The organism is Pseudobutyrivibrio sp. C4 (assembly GCF_900111635.1).
Classification (GTDB): domain Bacteria; phylum Bacillota; class Clostridia; order Lachnospirales; family Lachnospiraceae; genus Pseudobutyrivibrio; species Pseudobutyrivibrio ruminis.
In genome coordinates, this window is sequence record NZ_FOHF01000004.1 from 17,102 (window position 1) to 31,983 (window position 14,882).

Below are 14,882 nucleotides of genomic sequence, written 5' to 3' on the forward strand. Positions count from 1 at the left end.
ACTATTCCTCCTCATCCACAACGTATTCCAATATGTCTCCCGGCTGGCAATCCAATGCTTTACATATGGCATCCAAGGTTTCCAGCCTAACTGCCTTTGCCTTATTGTTTTTTAGAATTGAAAGATTGGCATTTGTGATTCCAACTATTCCTGCCAGCTCAGTCAATCCAATTTTTCTTTTTGCCATCATGACATCTAAATTTATTACAATCATATTTTCACCTGAGCTTTCTATATAGTTAAATCATTTTCCTGCTTGTAACTAACAGCTCTTTCAAATACTCGAGCTAAAACCTTGCTGAATAATCCTGCAAAGAAGAATACCCCTGCTACCACAACAGCTGAAGGTGTGAAATAAACGAAGCAACGAAGTAGCTTCACTCCTGTGATTACAAATGCGTATGTTCCCATCTTGTAAAGACTAGTAACATTTTGCATTACAAAGCAATCATCCTCTATAACAGTCTTCATCATCTTTCTAAGCTCAAACAGAATCAAAAGTGCTGAGCCGCCAGCTACCATAATGGAAACAACTGCATATGGGTAATGCTCTAAAATCTTTGCATACTCTGTTGTCTCGCCAAGAATCTTAATTGTAAGATTTACTGCATATTTCAGACCAAATGGAACGGCCACTTCCATCACTGCTCCTATGAAAAAGCATATGTCCAAAATCCTTTTTACAAATACATTTAATTTATTGTTCATTGTATGCCTCCAATGCATTTCTTTTCTTAACTTAATTTTGTTATATCACTCTTATTTTTGTTTTGCAACAACTTTTTATCGATTTGCGATAAATATTTTTCGTTTTACATTTGTTCCAAACATAAAAAAGCTCATCCCCTTTTATAAGGGATGAGCTAAAAACTCAATTATTAAATTACTTTATACTCATTATTTTCAAGGATTTCCAGATTTAAGTCTGCTTTCTTGGAATGGCGTAAAACCTCTAGGGCATTGCGCATATCTGAGTATTCTACAAACTTCTTTGCAGCTTCCAATGGAGTGTTCTTTGCTTTGCGCTCCACCAATCTGCTTCGAAGCATATCCTCATCTGCGGAAATGAAAATAGTGTAGTCTGCCATACTTGAAATGTCCTTCCAACCATCTTCATCCAAAAGCAGATAATTGCCTTCCAGAAGCACTATATCTGAGTCAATCTGGATTGTGTCTTCCACGGGATTGTGGAGATTTCTGTCGTAGGTTGGCCAGCCACATTTTTCGCCACTGGCCACTAGCTGTACGCGCTTTGAAAGAGCATCCAAATCGAAGGTAATTGGCGCGCCCTTTATCTCCACCATTTTGATTGTCTTTCCATCTCTGACAGTTTCATGACTAAGTAAGTAGTCCTGATAATGATGAAATCCATCCATTCCAATTGTCTGGATTTCCTTCACCCCATCTATATTCTTAGACAAATATTCCAGAAAATCAAGAAGCGTACTCTTGCCGGCACCAGGAGGCGCTGCAAGCATCACAAGTATCCTCCGCCCCTTATCCTGCTGCATAGCCGTAAGCTTTCGTAGCAGAGGTATAAATATCTCGTTGACATTATCTTCGCTGTAGTACGCCTCAACCTCATAACCGTTGATCGTAGCTGAATAATTCATAGATGTTGAATCTCCCATTTTTATTTTTTCTCAACATAAGAAAGCCCAAGTAGGCATCAAGCTCTACTATTTCTCAAGCGAGGTATGTCACCGAGCGGAGAAATCAGTAGGCTTGTAGCCGTAACTTGGGACTTTCGTAGGTCTTTAGTCTTATTTAAATAAAGGTTTTAAAGCTTCAGCAAGCTTGTCCTTCATTGCCTGTGCTTCAGCGAGATCTTTTCCTTTTGTTGTGAAGTAAGTCTTAATTTTAGGCTCTGTACCTGAAGGACGTACAACAACAGTGCATCCATTTTCAAGGCCATAGATAAGAACATTTGAAGAAGGAAGTCCTGTCTCTGCTGTGTTCTTGTAATCTGTAACCTTTGTAACAGCGATACCTGCGATATCCTTTGGTGGATTCTCACGAAGTGATGTCATGATACCAGCCATTGTGTCCATACCTGAAAGGCCTGGGAACTCGAATGAATCTACCTTGTTGAGGTAACGACCATACTCAGCATAAATCTCCTCAAGACGCTGTTTGATAGAGCTGCCGATGCTGCGGTAGTAAGCAGCCATTTCGCAGATAAGCATTGAACCGATAACTGCATCCTTATCACGAACATAAGGACCTGCAAGGTATCCGTATGACTCCTCGAAACCGAAGATAAATCTATCTACTTCGCCATCAGCCTCAAGACCGGCAATCTGATCACCAATCCACTTGAAGCCTGTAAGAACTGAGCGAAGCTCTACACCATAGTGCTCTGCAACTGCATCAGCAAGTGGTGTTGAAACAATAGACTTAACTGCTACAGGGTTCTTTGGCATTGTGCCCTTTTCGATACGTCCTGCTGCAATGTAGTCAAGAAGAAGTACACCAACTTCATTACCAGAAACAAGCTCATAGCTTCCGTCTGGGCACTTCATAGCAATACCAACACGGTCTGCATCTGGGTCAGTAGCAAGCATTAAATCTGCTCCCTCTTTCTTTGCAAGCTCAAGACCAAGCTCAAGTGCTTCAAAGATTTCTGGGTTTGGATAGCTGCATGTTGTGAAGTATCCATTTGGATATTCCTGCTCTGGAACGATTGTGATATCTGTGATACCGATATCGTTAAGTACGCGTGTAACTGGAACTAAGCCTGAGCCATTAAGTGGACTGTAAACAAGCTTGAGGCCAGCTGTCTTGCAAAGGCCTGGACGAACCTGTCTGTCCTCGATTGCTGCATAGAATGCATCCTTGCAATCATCACCTACGAACTTAATAAGTCCCTTCTCAACGCCCTCTGCAAATGACATGTATTTAACGCCATTAAGAATGTCTGTCTTTTGAATCTCAGCATAAACGATAGCTGCTGCATCGTCTGTCATCTGGCATCCGTCTGGACCGTATGCCTTGTATCCATTGTATTTAGCAGGGTTATGAGATGCTGTAACCATAATACCTGCGTTGCATTTGTAGTAACGTGTAGCAAATGAAAGTGCAGGAACTGGCATAAGTGCATCGTAAATACGAACATTAATACCATTAGCTGCAAGAACACCTGCTGCAGTCTTTGCAAAAACATCACTCTTGATACGAGAGTCATAACTAATTGCCACTGTCTGGTTACCACCCTGAGTCTTAACCCAATTTGCAAGTCCCTGTGTAGCCTGACGAACTACGTAAACGTTCATGCGGTTTGTACCTGCTCCAAGTACACCACGAAGTCCTGCTGTACCAAAGGCAAGTGCTACTGCAAATCTGTCTTTGATTTCTTCGTCATTCCCCTCAATTTTTAATAATTCTGGCTTTAAATCTGGATCATCAAGATCAGCTGCAAGCCAACGCTTATATTCATCATTGTACATAATTATTTCTCCTCCATATGTCCTTAACTGTTATAATTTTAAGTTTTCCGGTTAGTGGTGTCAACCTAACCTTAGGCTTTGTCAAATAAGGAGATTAGATATAGTGAACCTGCTAAGCATACAACCTCAGACTGCTTTTTTATATCTTCAATGGTAGATTTTGAATCTAGAGGCTCGGCTTCAATGCCTCTTTCCTGTATCATCCCCGCCAACGCCTGTGGCTTCATCGTCCTTGGATTTGGCACAGCCACTGTGTAACACTTCTTCATAATTGGAGCCAGTGTATCTATTATCATGTCCACTTCTTTATCAGCAAGGATTCCAAGCACAAATGTAACCTTTTCCCCAGGGAAATATGCTTCAAGGGCTTCCCTCAAAACCTTCGCTCCCTGGCGATTATGCCCGCCATCAATCACCACAGGCGGGTTGTCTGATAGCAATGTAAAACGGCCAAACCACTTCGTATTTGCGATACCTTTTCTTATGGACTCCTCAGTAATATGGTATCCCTTCTCCATAAGCTTTCTTGCTGCTGCAATTGCCATTGCAGCATTATCTATCTGATATGTCCCAAGCATTGTAGTTTCATATTGGAGCCCCTCTGATACACCAAAGCGCTGGCCATGGATATCTCTTGAAATAATCTGCGCTGGTTCTACAAAGTCCAACGGTGCATTTACTGATTGGCAGGTATCTCTTAGCACCTTCTGAACCTCAGGCTCCTGGGTAGCACTTACAACTGCTGTACCAGGCTTTATGATTCCAGCTTTTTCAGTAGCTATTTCCGTTAGCGTATTTCCAAGTATAGTCATGTGGTCGTAGCTGATAGGGGTGATGATAGAAACAAGTGGAGCCGGTATTACATTTGTTGTATCCATTCTGCCACCCATGCTTACTTCTAAGAGCACAATCTCACAACCCTTTTTCAGGAAATAAATAAATGCCATAACAGTCAGGAATTCGTATTCGCTAACAAAGACTCCATCTGCTGCAAGTTCATCGTAGGCAGGCTTTACTTCTGAAAAAACCTTAGCAAAATCCACGTCTGAAATATCATCGCCGTTTACTTTGAACATTTCGTTATATCTATATAAAAAAGGTGAAGTAAAGGCACCCGTAACAACGGATGCCTCATTTAAAATACTTGCTAAATATGATGTTGTGGAACCTTTACCATTTGTTCCAGCTATATGGACATATTTTAGTTTATTCTGAGGCTTGTCTAGTTTTTCCAAAAGCATTAATTCTGCATCTAAAGAGAAATAATCCTTCTTGGCTCCTCCACCCTTGGGTGGAATAAAATGGGGCATGTTTTTGAAAAAGTCTATTGCCTGAGAATAACTATATTCCTTCATTATCTTGCGAATTCTCCTATTCTTGTTCTGCCAAATGCTTTGACGATTGAATAATAAATCACTGACATAATAGGAATCATGATAAGTTCCTTTGGAAGTCGTGCCATGATTGTTGCAAAATAACCGTTCTGGAAATATAAAACGTCCAGCCAGTAGCTGTTTAATATAATTCCAACTACTATAGTGTAAACAACCTGAGTTGCCAACACTCTTGCAAATGTAATCTTTTTGTTGTGTAGCATTAGTCCAAAAATAATACCACCAACGATACTGCTAAATGTGAATCCTGGGAAGAATGGGCCAGTTGGCTTTACAAGATATCCTCCGATATCTGTAATTCCTCCTACAACTCCTGCTACAGCAGGGCCAAAGAGCTGTCCGGCCATCTCAACTGGCAATGCGCCAAATCTGATTTCTATCAGCTGATTGATTGGTATTTTGAAAAATCCCAGTACAATTCCTAGTGCTGATAACATGGCTGCAGCTGTAAGTGTTTTTGTGTTAGTTAATTTCTTCATAAAAAATACACCTCCTTTGCAGTCTCCTTTTGTCTACAATGAAGGTGTAATAAACCTCGTATGTAGCAGCGGGATGCGACCATAAAACCGCGGATAATCCTTCGTCCATCTGCCAACTCCCTGTGCAAACGGCACTTAACGCTTTACAGTCTACTCTGCATTTCTTGTTAATAGTTGCCTAGATTATATGTGTATTCCACATAAATAGCAATACCTATTACAGAAAAAATCTCTTTCCCGTAATAGGTATAAATTATAGCCAATATTATTTTAATTTCTCAATTACATCCAAAACGATTGCAATTGACTGCTCTGCAGCCTTACCTGCGAACGTGTTGTAATCCATTGCACTTCCATCTGCATCTGAAATAGAACGGATAAGTGTAAATGGCACTTTGTTTACGTAGCATGTCTGAGCAATGCTTGCACCTTCCATATCTGCTGCGATTGCGTCAAATCTGGTTCTGATTGTCTCACGCTGCTTGTTTGTATCTACAAATAAATCTCCTGAAGCAATAACACCAACCTCGTAATTGATGCCTCTTGCAGAAAGTACATCTGTAACATTCTTTCTAAGATCGGCATCTGCTTCAAAGTTGATTACATTGATACCAGAGATAAGTCCTAATGGATCACCTACTGCTGTTGTGTTCATATCATGCTGAACAGCTGACTCTGCAACTGCTACATCAAGTACCTTAAGTGTAGGTACAAGTGAACCTGCTACTCCGATATTAATTACATGGTCTACTCCAAAATGAAGCACCATAATTTCTGTACAAATAGCAGCGAATACCTTACCGATTCCACTAACTGCTGCAACTACAGGCACGCCGTTAACTTCACCTTCAATAAAGTTTACACCACTGATTGTTGATGTCTTTTGATTCTTAATGCTTGGCTTGAGATTCTCAATCTCAATCTGCATAGCACCGATGATTCCTAATTTCATCTCTATCCTCCTAGTTTATTACTTCCTATCTTAATCTGGATAAGTGAATTCCATATTTGACCATGAATTAAGCACGTCCAAGTAACGCTGGCACTCTGTTTTAGCGAGCTGGATGTCCAGGTTCTCATAGTGGCCACACTCAATTGCGCTCTTTCCGAATACGTCTCCCTCGTGGTCTACTGTCTGCTTGAAAACTTTTTTAACTACTTCGAATGTCTTTTTAGAATCTACTCCCTTAATTACAAGATAGAATCCAGTCTGGCATCCCATTGGTCCAAAGTAAATTACATGGTCCGCGATTTCTGAGTTACGCATATATGTTGCAATCATATGCTCCACTGAATGCATAGTCGCATTATCCATATAATCACCTGCGTTTGGCTTACGAGTACGTAAATCGTATGTGATTATATCTCCATCATCTACACGAGAAATGTAGAAGCCAGGAGTAAGTACATTATGGTTAATTGTAAAACTTTTAATCTTTTCCATTTTAAACCTCGTATTAATTATTATACACAATAGCCTGTGCCAGCTTATTTGCAACATCCTCACCCTTGAATGTCTTTACAATCTCAAGTGCGAATGGAATTGCTGTTCCCATACCACGGCTGGTAATGATGTGACCATCGTGGCAAACACTGTCGGTCGAAACATTTGCCCCTAACAAATCCCCTTCCATTCCTGGATAGCATGTAGCTTTCTTTCCTTCAAGAAGTCCTGCCTTTCCAAAAACTGTTGGCGCTGCGCAAATAGCTGCAAGCCCCTTCTTTGAAGTGTTAAATCCATGTATCTGATCCATGAGAGGCTCACAAAGCCCAAGATTTAATGTACCTGGCATTCCGCCTGGAAGCACTATCATATCTGCTTTTTCAAAGTCAGTATTTTCTATCAGCTTATCACAGTATGTTGTGATTCCATGAGCTCCAGGAACCTTTTTGTTACCTGTGATAGAAACCATGTCTATTTCAATATCAGCACGTCTCAGAATATCAACAACTGTAAGTGCTTCTATTTCCTCGTGGCCTTCCGCCATAAATATAAGAACTTTGCTCATATCCGTTACCTCCCTGCTATTATCATATCAACTAAAATCTATGATAACACAAAAGAAGCCGAATTTCTCGGCTTCTTTTATCATCTATTTAATATTAAATTTATGCGTATGCATCAAATCGGCTTCCCGCCATTCCGTAGCTAGCGCCTACACCTTTCATACTGTAGCTAGTATTGTTTGATGAGAACTGCATTGCTATGTTATTAAATTCATTTGAAACCTGAAGGGTTTTCTTTTGTCTCTCCAGTGGATCAATCTGAATCGTCTGGTCGTCTACATCCTGTACCTGAGCATTAGGGTACTGAACAGGAGATGCCCCATTCACCACTCCACTTTGCTTGGTAGACTCAGTATTGTAAACATCGGAAAAATCTGCATCATTATCAACCGCATAATTCATTGGCTGAACAGATGCTACATTTCCATATGAACCTATTCCCATAATTGGTGAAATCGCCATACTCATTCCCTCCGTGCTTTTTCATAATATCATGATTATGTTTTTCAAAACCAAAAATCACAATCTTTATAAAGTAAAATCACAGAGAATTCATTGATACACATGATGCCAAAATATGTAGCTGAAAGTATCTACTTTCGCTTTTATCTAAGGAATCCTGCCACAATTTGTTCTTCTGCCTCTTCTTCTGTAAGTCCTAGTGACATAAGCTTAATAAGCTGGTCGCCAGCAATTTTTCCGATGGCTGCCTCATGGATAAGTGCAGCATCCACATTCTTTGCATCAAGACGTGGAATAGCAACTACATGTGCATTGCCCATGATGATAGCATCACAAGCTGCATGACCGTTACAAGCTGTGTTACCTTCGATTGCTACTTCAAAAATCTGCTCAGAATCATCCTTTGCAACAGAACGAGAAACAACGTCTGCGCTTGAACCCTCTCCGTTAAGAGCAACCTTGTAATCTGATGTAGCTTTCTGTGTGCCATGTGTCATAAGAGCTTCATGGATAAGAAGTGTCGCTCCTTCTGCAAGCTCAGCAACATTTGTACGGACTGTAGAATCAACACCCTTAATCTGAACCATTTCCATTTCTACATAGCTGCCTTCTTCCTGATATACATTAGTTACAGGATTGAGAATTCTGGCGCCTTTGCCATCGCCCTCGCCATAATGCTTTTCTACGTATTTAACCTTGGCGTTTTTACCAACGTGGAATGTGTGAATACCATCGTGCTGTGAGTCCTGGTCTCCGCAGTTGGAAATACCGCATCCTGCTACGATAGTAACATCTGCGCCTTCTCCAACATAGAAATCGTTGTATACCATATCCTTAAGTCCACTCTCTGTAAGAACTACAGGGATGTGAACGCTTTCGCCCTTTGTACCTGGCTTGATGATGATATCAATACCTGGCTTATCTTCTTTTGTAACGATGTCGATATTTGCTGTTGTATTTCTACCTGCGCTTGTACCGTTTGCACGGATGTTGTATGCGCCCTGTGGAATACCATCTAAATCAGCGACCTCATGTAAAATGTTCTTTTGAATTGCATCTAAAGCCATTACTGGTCACCTCCTAACTTTTCGCAAGCAATATTCGCTGCTGCCGATGTACCTAAAAGTTCAGGAAGGATTTCATCCTTTGGTCCCTGCTTCTTAACCTTACCATTTTCGATAACAACGATTTCATCGGCGATATTTAAGATACGCTCCTGATGAGAAATAACAATGATTGTTCCGTTGATTGTCTTACGCATGTTCTCGAAAACCTTGATAAGGTTCTGGAAACTCCATAAATCGATACCAGCCTCTGGCTCATCGAAAATTGAAAGCTTTGTACCACGTGCAAGAACTGTGGCGATTTCGATGCGCTTAAGCTCTCCACCTGAAAGTGAGCCATTAACCTCGCGCTCAACATAGTCCTTTGCGCAAAGGCCTACTCGTGAAAGATATTCACAAGCTGCAGCAACTGAAATGTTTTCTCCTGCTGCAAGACGTAATAAATCAATTACTCTAATTCCTTTGAAATGAACAGGTGCCTGGAATGCAAAACTAATTCCACGCTTTGCTCTTTCAGTAATATTCTTCTGTGAAATGTCCTCACCATCAAGAATGATCTGTCCTGATGTAAGTTCATTTACACCCATAATAAGCTTTGCAAGTGTTGACTTACCGCCACCGTTTGGTCCTGTGATGACGATAAACTTTCCATCCTCTACTGTGAGATTAAGATTATCAATGATTTCTTTGGTAGTGTCACCCTCATCTTCAACCTTGTAACACAGGTTTTTGATTTCTAGCATATTTCTACTCCTAACTCTATAAAACTCTCCCTAACTACTATGCCAGTAGCAGTTAGGCACAACTAATTCGATTGCACAAAATTAATCGAGCTTTATTATATTACCACGTTTTGCTCTGTTTTTTTATTAAAAATTTATTAATAAAGGGCTACTGAGAAACATTCTCAGTAGCCCTACATTTTTCATTAACTAATTAATTGTTCGCTTTTTCCTTTTTAGCAATCATTGGTAAGATTACGCCAAGTGCTGCAAGCACGATTGGTGTAAGGATGTTAAGGAATGTGTTGAATAAATCTCCCTCAACATACATACCAAGTAAGCAGCTAGCTGCTGTTACGAAGAAGCACCAGCATCCAGCAAAGATTGCAACACCCTGATTCTTAACAAACTTGTACTCAGGATTGAATTTCTCACCAGCCTTACGGAGCATGATGTATGCGAAGAATACCCAAAGGTAACGAAGTGGCATACATACTGAGTTAAGCTTTGTAAGCTGCTTAAGAACTACTGCTGCACCAGGAACGAATGACTGGATAAGGATGATAGCACCTGAAAGAACTGCAACCATCTTGATACCATTTACATAAGCACCTGCATCGTTCTTCTTGAGAAGCTTTGAAGGGATGAACTCTCTAGCATCCTCATTGTCAAGAAGCATACGAAGTGGAGCATCAATTGAAATAACAAGTGTTGAAAGCTGACCGATAGCATTGCAAAGTGCATATATAATCATGATTGAATTTCCAACATGATAGTACTGACCAAGCTTCTGGAATGCCCAGTATGAACCGTTTGAATTGTATGCATCAAAGTTTGCATTGATTTCAGCTGGATCAAACATCATTCCCATAGCGATAGTACCAAGAATAGCACATACCATAACCATGACAGCAAGTGTAATCATTGCCTTAGGGAATCCCTTTGAAGGGTTCTCTACCTTGTTAACATATGGGGAAATCTTCTCACATCCACCTACTGCAAATACAAGGATTGAAAGTGATGTGAAGTACTTAACATTAAACTGTGGAATAAGTGTCTGTCTTGTAAATTCCATTGATACATAATCAGCATGAGGATTGATTGCAGGTGCTGCAAACATCATGATGATGTAAAGAATTGACATAACAAACATTGATGTACCTGCGATTGTAGCAAGCTTCTTAAGTGGATTAAGACCACGAGATGCTACATAGCAGAATAAAATCAAAATAGCGAATGTAACAAGCTGAACTGCAAGAGTTGGGAAGCTATCATAAGTTTCACCATTTCTGAAGATTGCCCAGCTAAGAGCCTTTAAGCCACCTGATGACTTAGAAGCGATGTAAGTGATGTGGCATGCCCAGTATGTCCAACCTGCATAGTAAGCTGCCTTTGCACCAGTTGTTCCGAAAATCCATGAGCTGACACCTCCGCCTGATGTCTTGAATGCTGAACCAAGCTCACCTACCATAAGTGCGTATGGCACGAAGTAGAGTGCAAACATAAGAATCCAGCTAAAGATGCTCTGGATGCCGTTAAAGTAGATAAATCCGTTTAAAACGTTTCCGAATCCCCATACAGTAGAAAACGCCATAAACGCAAGTGTGGACCACTTGATTTTTTTTGAATCCATTAATTAAATGTCCTCCCTTTTTTCTTTATCGGTTTAAAGCGAATATCAGTATTATACAGCATCTCTTTAAAGAATTAAATCAAGAATTAAATATTCAGACAATTCGCTTTAACACTTTAAACGGCTCATCTATTTATTAAATTGTAATTATATAGTTTTTGTAGTCCACTGACTGCAATCCCAAACGTCAGTGGCAAGACCTTCATAAAACTCCGGCTCATGGCAAACCATAAGGATACTTCCGTTATATTCCTTAAGGGCACGCTTTAATTCATCCTTTGCATCTACATCCAAATGGTTTGTAGGCTCATCCAAAAGAAGAAGATTTGTTTCGCGATTTAACAGCTTGCAAAGACGAACCTTTGCCTGCTCTCCTCCGGAAAGGACTCTACACAAGCTTTCAATATGCTTTGTTGTAAGACCACATTTTGCAAGTGCCGAACGAACTTCGTTTTGATTATATGATGGGAACTCATTCCATATTTCCTCAATACATGTTGTGGAAATGTGCTGATCCATCTCCTGCTCAAAATATCCAATCTCCAAAAACTCTCCCTGATAAACTGTTCCAGAAAGAGGTGGAATCAAACCAAGAATGCTTTTTAACAGAGTGGTCTTTCCTATACCATTTGCACCTGTAAGTACAATCTTTTGCTTGCGCTGCATTTCCAAATTGAGCGGCTTTGAAAGTGGTTCATTTTTGTCGTAACCAATAATCAAATCCTTTGTAGAGAAGATTACACGGCTTGGTGTTCTTGCCTCTTTAAAATAAAACTCTGGCTTTGGCTTTTCAGCTGCAAGCTCAATGACATCCATCTTATCAAGCTTCTTCTGACGGGACATAGCCATATTTCTTGTGGCAACATTTGCTTTATTTCTTGCAACGAAATCCTTAAGCTCTGCAATTTCTTTCTGCTGACGGTTGTAAGCAGCCTGAAGCTGACTTTGCTTCATAGCATATACTTCCTGGAATTTATCATAATCACCCACGTATCTGTTGAGCTGCTTATTATCCATGTGATAAATAAGATTGATTACAGAGTTAAGGAATGGCACATCATGGGAGATAAGAATAAACGCATTCTCATAGTCGTTCAAATATCTCTTAAGCCATTCAATGTGCTCCACATCTAAATAGTTTGTAGGCTCGTCCAGAAGAAGGATATCTGGCTTCTCCAAAAGAAGCTTTGCCATAAGCACCTTTGTACGCTGTCCACCTGAAAGCTCTGTAACATCTTTATCAAGACCTAGCTCCAACACTCCAAGGGCTCTTGCAACCTCTTCAACCTTTGAATCAATCATGTAAAAGTCATGCATAGTAAGAAGGTCAGCGATAGTTCCTGCCTCTTCCATGCGCTTATTCATCTCGTCATCGTCTGTGACCTCACCAAGACTAGCGTAGATATCATTCATTTCCTGTTCCATCTCGTAGAGGAAGTCAAATGCTGAGTGAAGCACACTGCCAATTGTCATGCCCTTTTCAAGCACTGTGTGCTGGTCCAAATATCCAACGCGTACCTTTTTCGACCATTCGATTTTTCCCTCGTCTGGCTGAAGCTTTCCTGTGATGATGTTCATGAATGTAGACTTACCTTCACCGTTTGCACCAACAAGACCGATATGCTCGCCCTTCAATAATCTAAATGAAACATCTTCAAAAATGGCTCTATCTCCAAAACCATGGGATAAGTGTTCAACGTTTAAAATACTCATAAATCACCTTTCTATCTCTAACTCTGCTTACGCATTCTACTTAAATATGATGAGGCGGCTGCCACATAAGAACCGGCTGGCGCTTTTACCTCTGCATTTATTGTTTCTTCTTTTTGTGGCCTCAGCTCATTTATAAATACTGATTGCTTATCAGTGTATTTGAAGATTGTGAGCTTTTCTTTTGCTCTCGTTATTCCTACATAAAAGATTCTACGCTCTTCTTCAAAGTTTTTCTTGTCTTGAGCTGTTGCCCTTGAATTAGCCCTAATGACCTTATTAGGAAAGACTCCATTTATTGCATCTATTAGAATAACATTCTCATATTCCAAACCTTTGCTGGAATGAATAGTTGAAAGAATGAATTTGGCGCCAGGTGTATATTGCTTTTCCTGGAGAATCATTCTGAGCTCATTCAGTCTATTCAGGAATGATGGAATATCCTTTTCCTGCTTTGCTATCATCTTTAATATAAAGACTTTGTTGTTATCTATGTTGTTGGAAATTAGATATTCCCCGTAGCCCATAAACTTTTCGATTCGATTTATGGCCTTGTATGGGTTCTCACTGGCCATGTTCTTAAAATGAGTTCTAAGGGATCTGCAATTTCCAAGCACATGTCCATTAAGATTTAGAAGCTCTGCTGCATCTAGTATTCCTGAATGATTTCTCTCTGCAAGCTGACACATTTCAATTGCATCTTTCTTACTAAGGTAAGTCTGGAATTTGAAATATATCTTCATAAATATTTCTTCATCCATAGGAACAAATGCAAACCTGAGCATGTTTACTATATCTATCACCACTCGATTTGTGAAGAAGGCCATATCCGCATTTTTTATGTTGTATGGAACACATTCTCTTTCCAACAAATCTACAAGTGGCAAAACACTTTCATTATCTCTATATAAAACAGCTGTTTTTCGATTTATATCTTTTGCTAAGCTAAGAAGATATGAATACTGCTTCTCACGACCAAGCTTTACAAACTCAATATCTGTTGATGCCGCTTTAGTTGCACAGATGTGCTTTTTATGTCTGTCTTTGTTGTGCTGGATGAAAATATCCGCCGCCTCTACAATCCTTGCGTTAGAACGATAATTTTTATCCATCACAAGAACCTTTGCACCTGGGTGCTCATTTTCAAAGTTAAGAAGCGCGTCAGGGTAGGCTGCTCTAAAGCCATAGATACTTTGGTCCTCATCTCCTACCATAAAAAGGTTGCCCTTTGCTCCTGCCAAAAGTGCAATAATCATATGCTGAATTTTGGAGGTATCCTGAGCTTCGTCTACACAAATGTATTTGTAGATTTCCTGAAAATGATTAAGTACTACTGGCGAGCTCTTAAGCATTCTATATGCGTACATCATCTGGTCATCATAATCCATCATGTTGCGCTGTTTAAGCTCATTATTGTAGGTCTTGTATATCTTTATTAAATCAATCCCCTCATCCTTGCCTAGCTTCTTAATCTCCTCATCAGAAAGGTACATATTTTTACAATATGTGATAAGGGTTCTAACTCCTTTGATATCACTATCTGTAGGGTATTCTCCAACTACATTTACATATATATTTGTCAGAAGCTGTCCTGTAAACTTTTCATCGGTACATAATTCAAATGGGTCTTTTCCAATCATTCGACCATAATACGCAATTATCTTTGCACATATACCATTGATTGTTCTAAACTCTAGCCTATCAGCAAGCTCTGGTCCGAATATACTTATAAATCTTTCAGACATATCCTTTGTGGCTGCCACCGTGTAAGTAAGTGTTAAGATATTTTCCGGTGCAATGTTCTTGCAATAAATCATATACCCTAGTCTGTTTACCAAAACTGTGGTTTTACCACTTCCTGGCACAGCAAGAAGCAGCACAGGGCCTTCTACGGTCTGCACTGCTTCCTGTTGCTGTGAATTCAGCCTTGCTATGTACTTTTCAAAAAAATCTTTTTCCTGCATA

Annotated in this window: 15 protein-coding genes and 1 riboswitch; all 15 genes read right to left on the reverse strand. The window is 40.0% G+C overall.

Going from position 1 to position 14,882, the window contains the following annotated elements; all coding sequences use genetic code 11:
• Position 1: 1 nt before the first annotated feature.
• Positions 2 to 214 carry a helix-turn-helix domain-containing protein gene (locus tag BMY66_RS07885; RefSeq protein ID WP_033152907.1) on the reverse strand — a complete coding sequence of 71 codons (213 nt, stop codon included), beginning with the start codon at positions 212 to 214 and terminating at the stop codon, positions 2 to 4.
• Between the two features lie 17 nt (positions 215 to 231).
• Complete coding sequence (locus BMY66_RS07890; RefSeq protein ID WP_242942691.1) at positions 232 to 708, reverse strand: DUF2975 domain-containing protein; 477 nt, start codon at positions 706 to 708, stop codon at positions 232 to 234.
• Between the two features lie 170 nt (positions 709 to 878).
• Positions 879 to 1,613 carry a nucleoside/nucleotide kinase family protein gene (locus BMY66_RS07895; protein ID WP_090394785.1) on the reverse strand — a complete coding sequence of 245 codons (735 nt, stop codon included), beginning with the start codon at positions 1,611 to 1,613 and terminating at the stop codon, positions 879 to 881.
• 150 nt (positions 1,614 to 1,763) lie between these two features.
• Complete coding sequence (locus tag BMY66_RS07900; RefSeq protein ID WP_090394786.1) at positions 1,764 to 3,446, reverse strand: phospho-sugar mutase; 1,683 nt, start codon at positions 3,444 to 3,446, stop codon at positions 1,764 to 1,766.
• Positions 3,447 to 3,517: 71 nt separating this feature from the next.
• Positions 3,518 to 4,801, reverse strand: coding sequence for a bifunctional folylpolyglutamate synthase/dihydrofolate synthase (locus BMY66_RS07905; protein WP_090394787.1), 1,284 nt, complete (start codon positions 4,799 to 4,801; stop codon positions 3,518 to 3,520).
• A complete protein-coding gene (locus BMY66_RS07910; RefSeq protein WP_090394788.1) occupies positions 4,801 to 5,319 on the reverse strand; it encodes a folate family ECF transporter S component in 519 nt (172 codons plus the stop codon). Before BMY66_RS07910 ends, BMY66_RS07905 begins: the two co-directional genes overlap by 1 nt.
• Positions 5,320 to 5,383: 64 nt before the next feature.
• Positions 5,384 to 5,479, reverse strand: a riboswitch (THF riboswitch).
• A 105-nt stretch (positions 5,480 to 5,584) separates the two neighbouring features.
• Positions 5,585 to 6,271 (reverse strand): 5'-methylthioadenosine/adenosylhomocysteine nucleosidase, encoded by a 687-nt coding sequence (locus BMY66_RS07915; RefSeq protein WP_044936345.1) that lies wholly within the window; start codon positions 6,269 to 6,271, stop codon positions 5,585 to 5,587.
• Positions 6,272 to 6,301: 30 nt separating this feature from the next.
• Entirely contained in the window at positions 6,302 to 6,763 is a 462-nt protein-coding gene (locus BMY66_RS07920) for an S-ribosylhomocysteine lyase (RefSeq protein WP_044936347.1), read from the reverse strand.
• 13 nt (positions 6,764 to 6,776) lie between these two features.
• Positions 6,777 to 7,328, reverse strand: coding sequence for a DJ-1 family glyoxalase III (locus tag BMY66_RS07925; RefSeq protein ID WP_044936349.1), 552 nt, complete (start codon positions 7,326 to 7,328; stop codon positions 6,777 to 6,779).
• Positions 7,329 to 7,428: 100 nt separating this feature from the next.
• Positions 7,429 to 7,788 (reverse strand): hypothetical protein, encoded by a 360-nt coding sequence (locus BMY66_RS07930; RefSeq protein ID WP_090394789.1) that lies wholly within the window; start codon positions 7,786 to 7,788, stop codon positions 7,429 to 7,431.
• Positions 7,789 to 7,931: 143 nt separating this feature from the next.
• Positions 7,932 to 8,855: a SufB/SufD family protein gene (locus BMY66_RS07935; RefSeq protein WP_044936353.1), complete on the reverse strand. Its 924-nt coding sequence runs from the start codon at positions 8,853 to 8,855 to the stop codon at positions 7,932 to 7,934.
• A complete protein-coding gene (locus BMY66_RS07940) occupies positions 8,855 to 9,595 on the reverse strand; it encodes an ABC transporter ATP-binding protein (protein WP_044936355.1) in 741 nt (246 codons plus the stop codon). Before BMY66_RS07940 ends, BMY66_RS07935 begins: the two co-directional genes overlap by 1 nt.
• Positions 9,596 to 9,788: 193 nt before the next feature.
• A complete protein-coding gene (locus BMY66_RS07945; protein ID WP_044936356.1) occupies positions 9,789 to 11,207 on the reverse strand; it encodes an amino acid permease in 1,419 nt (472 codons plus the stop codon).
• A gap of 147 nt (positions 11,208 to 11,354) precedes the next feature.
• Complete coding sequence (locus tag BMY66_RS07950; protein ID WP_044936358.1) at positions 11,355 to 12,920, reverse strand: ABC-F family ATP-binding cassette domain-containing protein; 1,566 nt, start codon at positions 12,918 to 12,920, stop codon at positions 11,355 to 11,357.
• A 17-nt stretch (positions 12,921 to 12,937) separates the two neighbouring features.
• On the reverse strand, positions 12,938 to 14,881 hold the full coding sequence (locus tag BMY66_RS07955; protein ID WP_090394790.1) for an ATP-dependent helicase: 1,944 nt from the start codon (positions 14,879 to 14,881) through the stop codon (positions 12,938 to 12,940).
• Position 14,882 lies beyond the last annotated feature (1 nt).